Consider the following 6958-nt stretch of genomic DNA (forward strand, 5'->3'; position numbering starts at 1 on the left):
GGCCGCGGCGTCTTGCTCGATGTGGCGCGCCACAAGGGCGTGCCGTTCCTCCAGGACGGCTACGGGATCACCGTCGCCGATCTGGACGCCACCGCCAAGAAGGAAGGCGTGGAGGTGCGTCGCGCCGACTTCGTGATCATCCGCACCGGGCAGATGGAGGACCGGCTGCAGAAGGGCGAGTGGGGCGGCTACGCGGGCGGGGACGCGCCGGGGCTGGCCTTCGAGAGCCTGGAGTGGATCCACGGCAAGCAGATCGCCGCGATCTGCAGCGACACGTGGGGCATCGAGGTGCGCCCCAACGACACCGGGCCGGAGGTCTTCCAGCCCTGGCACTGGGTGACGATTCCCGCCATCGGGATCGTGCACGGGGAGATCTTCTATCTGAAGGAGCTGGCCGAGGACTGTGCCGCCGACGGCGTCTACGAGTTCTTCTTCTGCGCGCCGCCGCTCGTGATCAGCCGCGGCACGGGCTCGCCCATCAATCCCCAAGCCATCAAGTAGGCGGTCTGGTCTTGCCATCCGACATCGACGCGCGCGTGATCGGCGGGTACTGGGAGCGGGAGAATCTCGCGGAGGCGATTCTCGCCGCTCTCAAGGCGCGGGGCAGCAATCTCGACGCGCTCACGACCGACGAGCTGGCGCCCGTGGACCAGTTCCACGGGGGAGGCAAGCCGATCACCATGCGTCTCGCGCGGCTGGCCGTCGCCGAGCCCGGGATGCGGGTGCTCGACGTGGGCGGCGGGTTTGGCGGCCCCGCCCGCACGCTCGCCGTCGAGTTCGGCTGCCAGGTCACGGTGGTGGACCTGACGGAGTCCTATGTTCGCGCCGCGCGGATGCTCACGGCCCGGATGGGCCTCGACGATCGCGTGAGCCACCACGTCGGCAATGCCCTGGACCTGACCTTCCTCGACGGCGCCTTCGACATGGTGTGGACCCAGAACAGCGGGATGAACATCGCGGACAAGGAGCGGCTGTACGCGGGCTTCCATCGCGTGCTGCGGCCCGGCGGATTCCTTGCGCTCCAGGAGCCCATGGCCGGCCCCGTGCAGCCGATTGTCTATCCCGTGATGTGGGCGCGCGATGCCTCCACGAGTTTCTTGCGACCGCCCGCGGAGATGAAGGCGGTGATCGAGGGGGCGGGGTTCAAGGTGCGCGTGTGGGACGATGTGACGGCCGAGACGGTCGGGCCGACCACAGGCGCAGGCATCCCGGCCCACAGCATCCAGCGCCTCGTGATGGGTGATGCCATCGACGAGATCATAGCTGCCGGCCAGCGCAACCGAGCGGAGGGCCGTCTCGTCTCGGTGCAGGCAGTCTTCGATCGACCCTGAGGTGAGGAGGGTGAAATGAAAGTTGCGACCTGGCGAGGCGAGAGCCGCTTCAGCATCGACGAGGTGCCCGATCCCGTGGCGGGGCCGGGGCAGGTCGTGGTGGGGATCCATACCGCGGGCATCTGCGGCACCGACATCCACGCCACCCAGGGGCTTTTCCCGTGGACGCCCCCCATGGTGCTGGGCCACGAGTACACCGGCGTCGTGCGCGAGGTAGGCCGAGGGGTGAGCCGGCGCCTGGTCGGACGCGCGGTCGGGTGCGAGCCATCGTACGGGTGCGGGCAGTGCGCGGCGTGCGAGGCAGGGCGCACCTCGCAGTGCCCGCGCGCCGTCCGCGTAGGCGGCTTCGCCGAGCGCGTGGCCCTGCCCGCGAAAAGCGTGCATCCGCTGCCGAAGGGCCTCGATCCCGTGACGGCCGCCCTGACCGAGCCCGCCGCCTGCTGCCTGGCGGGTCTGGAAACCTTCCGCATGCCACGCGCGGCGACGGTGCTCGTCATCGGCGGCGGCATCATGGGGCTCCTGACCATGGCGATTGCCCGCCGTCGGGGCGCGCGCCGCCTCATCCTCTCCGACCCCATCGAGGAGCGACGGCAGATCGCGCGTCGCCTCGGCGCTCACGTCGTCATCGATCCGCTGAAGGAGAGCCTGCGCGATCGGGTGATGGCCCTCACGAAAGACCGCGGGGCCGACGTCGTCTGCGAAGCAGTGGGCAAGCCGGAGCTGGTGGCCGAGGCGATCGGGCTCACGCGGTCCACGGGACACGTGCAGCTCGTGGGCGTGAATCCGAAGGGCAGCCGGCTGCCCCTCGACCTATGGGACATTCACTACCGAGAGCTGCACATCGGCGGCGCCTTCGGCCGCGGCACGGCCTACCGCCGCGCCCTCGCCCTGATGCCCAAGCTCGGCGTCAAGCGGCTGATCACCGCGCGCTTCCCGCTCGAGCGTGTGGAAGAAGCCTTCGCGCACGCCTCCGCCGGCCACGGCGCCAAGACCGTCATCACGCCCGGCTAGGGTCGGGTCTCACAATTCAACATTCGATCCGACAATGCGTGAATGTGAGACCTGACCCCGGCCAGGCAAGCTCTACGGCTGCAAGTATCGCTGACGGCTCGGCGGGCGGATGCCCTCGATGCTCAGGCGAATGCGGTACAGCACGCTGCGCGCCGTGAGATAGAGCGCCTTGCCGTCGGCGTCGCCCCAGGCGGCGTTGGCGGGCTCGTGCGTGGTGCGGATCACGCCCAGGATCTGCCCCGCGGGGTCGGTGATCCAGAGCCCGCCCGGCCCGGTCAGGTACAGATTCCCCCGCCGATCCACCTTCATCCCGTCCGGCTCCTGGCCCGGCTCGCCGTTCAGATCGAGAAAGAGCCTGCCGTTGGCGAGTGAGCTATCCGGCTCCACGTCGAAGCGCATCCAGATCTTGTTCTTCCTGTCGGAGTTGCTGACGTACAGGTACTTCTCGTCCGGTGAGAAGGCGAGGCCGTTGGGGCGGCGCAGATCCGCGGCCACCAGCGTGAGCTTTCCGTCAGCGAGGCGAAAGACCCCGTTGAACGGGAGCTCCTTCGCCGGATCCTCGTCCTCCCGCAGAAGCCCGTGCGGGGGGTCGGTGAAGTACAGGGCGCCGTCGGACTTGTAGACGAGGTCGTTGGGACTGTTCAATCGCTTGCCTTCGAAGCGGTCGGCGAGCGCCGTGAGGGTTCCATCGTGCTCCTGCCGCGTCACCCGATGGTTTCCCGGCTCGCAGATCGTCAGCCGCCCCTCGCCATCGAGGGTCATGCCGTTGGAGCCCATGGACCCACACGGGGGAATGTCCGCGGCGGCATAGCCTGTCCGCGTGCGAACCACTGACGCGCCGTGGATCGGATCCCACTTGCGGATGACGTTGTGGGGGAGGTCGGCGAACAGGAGATAGCCGTCGGGGATCCACACGGGACCTTCGGTGAACCCGAACCCCTCGGCAACCTGCTCGATCTTCACGTCGCGCGGAACGATCTGATCGAGCTCGGGAGCGCGGCGCTCCACGTAGCTCACGGGCCTGGCGGACGCCGACGCGCGTCGGCGCGTTGCTCTGGCGAGCGCCCACCAGGCCGGAGCAACCCGGCGCTTGAGAGCACGAAACCCGCGGCCCGCCGCGCGAGGCAGCATCCAGACCTACTCGGCGAACTGGGCGGCGCGCCAGCGCAAGGCCGCGCCCAGGCCCTCCTTCTCCCGGATCTCGTCGAACTTCATCCCGACCTCGGTCCGGGCGGCATAGAGCGGGGCCAGCACGTCCAGGCCGGCGCGAATGGCGTTGCGAAAGCCGGCGGCATCGGCGCCGCGGTTGATGGCCAGCTTGGTGCCGGCGAGCGCCTCCGGAGAGATGAGGGCGAGCCGGCGAGCGAGCTTCGTCGTCGCCGCGGCAAGATCGGCGCGCGGCACCACGCGATTGACCATGCCGTACCGGAGGGCGGTCTGGGCATCGATGGGCTCGCCGAGGTAGAGCATCTCGCGGGCGCGCTTGAGCCCGATCACGAAGGGCATGATCAGCGCGGGACCGACACTGGAGAAGCGGATCTCGGGCTCGCCGAAGAGGGCATCGTCGGCGGCCACGGTGAGGTCACACATCATCACGAGCTCGCAGCCTCCGCCCAGACAGTGCCCCTGCACGGAGGCGATCACCGGCTTGGCCATGTCCCACGGCGTCATCTCGAGGGCGACGTCGTCGGTGAGCGAGGCGTGCCAGGCGAGGGCGTCCCCCCGCCGGGCGGCCCGGGCCGGATTGGGCCCGATGTCGTAGCCGGCGCAGAAGCTGCGTCCCTCCGCCCGGAGCACGACCACGCTGGTGTTGGGGTCGCCGTCGGCCTCGCGGAAGCGCTCCATGAGCATGCGCTTGAGCTCGGGGCTGATGGCATTGAGCTTGTCGGGCCGGTTGAGCGAGATGGTGCCGACGCGGCCGTCGGTGGCGTACGTCACGAGCTGCTCGGTCATGGCAGGCTCCTCAGGTTGGCGGAGTTCCAAACAATAGCGCGGCGCTCGTTCACCGGGGAACAACGGGCAGCACGATATGCGACGGGTAGCGCGAGTCGTGGAAGACGGTCTGCCGCGCCGTTTGCCGGCGCGTCCCCGTGGCCTGATCCTTGCCCGTGTTCAGGTTGCGGTCGAAGCGCGGGAAGTTGCTGGACGCGATCTCCAGGCGGATCCGATGGCCGGGCAGGAAGACGTGGCTGGTGGCCCAGAGGTCGATGGTGAAGCGTGACACCTCACCCGGGGTGAGGGCCGTGGGCGTCGTGCGCGAGTCGCGGTAGCGGGCGCGGATGATACCGTCGGCCAGGTTCTGCGCATACCCGTCGGGGCGGAGGTTGACCAGCTTCGCGGTGAAGTCGGTGTCGGGAGCGCTGCTCGCCGCATAGAGCGTCACCGTGATGGGTCCGGTAACCTCGAGCGCCTCCGTCACCACCTCGCTCGTGTAGACGAGCACGTCCTCTCGCCCCTCCACCGGGCGCTGGTCCCATACGCCCATGGCGAGGATCAGCGTATTGCCGCCGCGGGTGGGGACGGGGTCGTCGGGGTCGTAGGTGAAGTGATCGGCCGTTTCCTCGCCGGGCTGCCGCGGGTCGAGCGATCCGTCGCCGCGGTCGCTGTTCGCGTGCCCCCGGCTGTGCAAATAGTACGGCGTGTAGCGTGTCCGCGCGAGCGGCCACTCACGCTCGTCGCGCCAGCGGTTCTCGCCCATCACGAAGATCTTGACGGGCGGCTCGTCGAGGAGCCCGGTGTCGAGCCCCTTGAGCCAGTGATCGAACCAGCGGAGCTGGATCTCGTGCAGATCGATGAGCGCCTCCGCTCCGAAGTCGATGTCCCCGGTCCCCGTCGAGGTCGGACTGGTGTAGGGGAACAGGTGAGCCCAGGGACCGACGAGGAGCTTCTGGGAGGCCCGCGCCTCGTTTGTCATGGCGCGGGTGCGGAGCCCGCAGAAGTTCGCGAGGCCGCCGTGCAGGAAGATGTCGTACCAGGACGTCACGTGATACATCGGCACGGCGATCTGGTCGTGCTGCCGCTCCATGTTGACCTGCCACCACGGCGACCCGTCCTCCGGATTCCGGAGATAGTCGCCGAGATAGCCCGCCACGGATTCGAGCCGCTTCGCCCAGTCCGCGAGCGGCAAGTGCCCGTACGCCTCGGGCGATAGCGGGGGAGCCCATGGCGTGGGCGCGGCCGCCAGCTCACGCTCGAGCTCGGGCAAGAGCGTGGCGGTGAGACCCCGGCGCGCGATTGTGTCCCGCGCCATCAGGACGGCATAGGGGATCTGCCACCCGAGCTCGAAGGCCCCGCCCGAGTGGTACACCCAGCACTGGTGAAAGTCCGCGGGGGCGGAGGCGGGGAAGGACGCCTTGAGATGGGGCGGCCGCGTGGGCGCGAGGAGATACTGCGTGGCGCCCAGATAGGACTGCCCCATGGTGCCGACCTGGCCGTCGGAGTAGGGCAGGCCGGCCGCCCACTCGACGGCGTCGTAGCCGTCCTGCGCCTCCCACACGAGCGGGTAGTACTCGTCGCCGTCCGAGGCGAAGCGGCCGCGCGTGTCCTGCATGATCACGACATACCCATGCTCGACGAAGACGTCGATGTCGCCCGGGCGCCGGCGGAGATTCTTGTCGTAGGGGAGGCGCGAGAGCAGCACGGGAAAGCGGCCCGGCCCATCCGGGCGATAGACGTCGGCGCGAAGGGTGACGCCGTCGCGCGTCGTCATGGCCACATCCTTGTCGATCAGCATGGGGAATCGCTCCTTGTGAGGACAGCGCCGGCGCAGATTCTACCCCATCGGGGGACGCTCGGAGCCGCTGTCGCGACCCCATACGCTCGGGAGGCCGTCCTCGAGGTCATTGAATCGCTCTGGCTGGCGCGGCGGCGGACGTGTGGCGCATGCGCCTCATACAGTGAAGCCGGATTTGATCCGTACTTACAATGCCGGTATACTGTCCGTACGGAGGGATCCCGCATGCGGAAGAAGTTGACGAAGACGGGGAATAGCTTAGCCCTGGTCCTCGACAAGCCGCTCCTCGACCGGGTGGGAATAGACGCGAGCACCTCGCTCGAAGTGTCTACCGACGGACAGGTCATAGTAATCTCGCCCGTGCGCAGCCGCCAGCGGACGGCCAGGCTCAAGCGCGTGGTCGAGGAAGCCCACCGGCGATACGGTGGCGCGTTCCGGCGGCTCGCCGAGTAGGAAGTGAAGGTCGAGTTTCTCACGCTCGATGAAGTGCTGGCATTGCACGCGGACCAGATCGAGCGGTACGGGGGTCGTCCGGGAATTCGCGATGTCGCCTTGCTGGAATCCGCTCTGGCCATGCCGCAAGCGACGTACGGAGGCCGATGGCTGCATGAAAGCTTGCCCGAGATGGCTGCCGCCTATCTCTTCCATCTGGTCCAGGGGCATGCCTTCGTCGATGGCAACAAGCGCATTGGTCTCATGACCACGCTGGTCTTCTTGGGCTTGAATTCGCTCTCCCTTCAGGCGGCAAGTGACGAGCTCGTGGATCTTGTAGCCGGGGTGGCGACACGACGCCTCAGCAAGGCAGAGGTCGCAGTGTTTGTTCAGCAGCATACGAGGCCGCGTAAGCGGTAGAGTTGGGCCTAGCCATGTACCTCGACCGGCG

At 68.3% G+C, this 6958-nt stretch carries 8 protein-coding genes; 5 read left to right on the plus strand and 3 right to left on the minus strand.

Annotation, left to right across the window (positions count from 1 at the left end; all coding sequences use genetic code 11):
• The 3 genes from VGT00_08545 to VGT00_08555 form a co-directional block, all read left to right on the plus strand.
• Positions 1–501 (plus strand): cyclase family protein (locus VGT00_08545; protein HEV8531452.1); only part of this gene is annotated, 501 nt, incomplete at its 5' end.
• An 11-nt stretch (positions 502–512) separates the two neighbouring features.
• Positions 513–1331: a methyltransferase domain-containing protein gene (locus tag VGT00_08550; GenBank protein HEV8531453.1), complete on the plus strand. Its 819-nt coding sequence runs from the start codon at positions 513–515 to the stop codon at positions 1329–1331.
• Positions 1332–1346: 15 nt separating this feature from the next.
• Positions 1347–2342, plus strand: a complete 996-nt coding sequence (locus VGT00_08555) for an alcohol dehydrogenase catalytic domain-containing protein (GenBank protein ID HEV8531454.1) — start codon at positions 1347–1349, stop codon at positions 2340–2342.
• A 72-nt stretch (positions 2343–2414) separates the two neighbouring features.
• Here the strand turns inward: VGT00_08555 and VGT00_08560 are convergent, their stop codons facing one another.
• From VGT00_08560 to VGT00_08570, 3 genes are all read right to left on the minus strand, one after another.
• Positions 2415–3359 (minus strand): SMP-30/gluconolactonase/LRE family protein, encoded by a 945-nt coding sequence (locus VGT00_08560; protein HEV8531455.1) that lies wholly within the window; start codon positions 3357–3359, stop codon positions 2415–2417.
• Positions 3360–3479: 120 nt separating this feature from the next.
• Positions 3480–4295 carry an enoyl-CoA hydratase-related protein gene (locus tag VGT00_08565; protein HEV8531456.1) on the minus strand — a complete coding sequence of 272 codons (816 nt, stop codon included), beginning with the start codon at positions 4293–4295 and terminating at the stop codon, positions 3480–3482.
• A gap of 49 nt (positions 4296–4344) precedes the next feature.
• Positions 4345–6075 carry a CocE/NonD family hydrolase gene (locus VGT00_08570; GenBank protein HEV8531457.1) on the minus strand — a complete coding sequence of 577 codons (1731 nt, stop codon included), beginning with the start codon at positions 6073–6075 and terminating at the stop codon, positions 4345–4347.
• A 225-nt stretch (positions 6076–6300) separates the two neighbouring features.
• On the opposite strand from VGT00_08570, the gene VGT00_08575 reads away from it, so the two are divergent.
• The gene (locus VGT00_08575) at positions 6301–6528 is read left to right on the plus strand and encodes an AbrB/MazE/SpoVT family DNA-binding domain-containing protein (GenBank protein ID HEV8531458.1); all 228 of its coding nucleotides are present in this window, start codon (positions 6301–6303) and stop codon (positions 6526–6528) included.
• A gap of 3 nt (positions 6529–6531) precedes the next feature.
• Positions 6532–6927 (plus strand): type II toxin-antitoxin system death-on-curing family toxin, encoded by a 396-nt coding sequence (locus VGT00_08580; GenBank protein HEV8531459.1) that lies wholly within the window; start codon positions 6532–6534, stop codon positions 6925–6927.
• Positions 6928–6958: the final 31 nt, after the last annotated feature.

Source organism: Candidatus Methylomirabilota bacterium, from assembly GCA_036002485.1.
Lineage (GTDB): Bacteria > Methylomirabilota > Methylomirabilia > Rokubacteriales > CSP1-6 > AR37.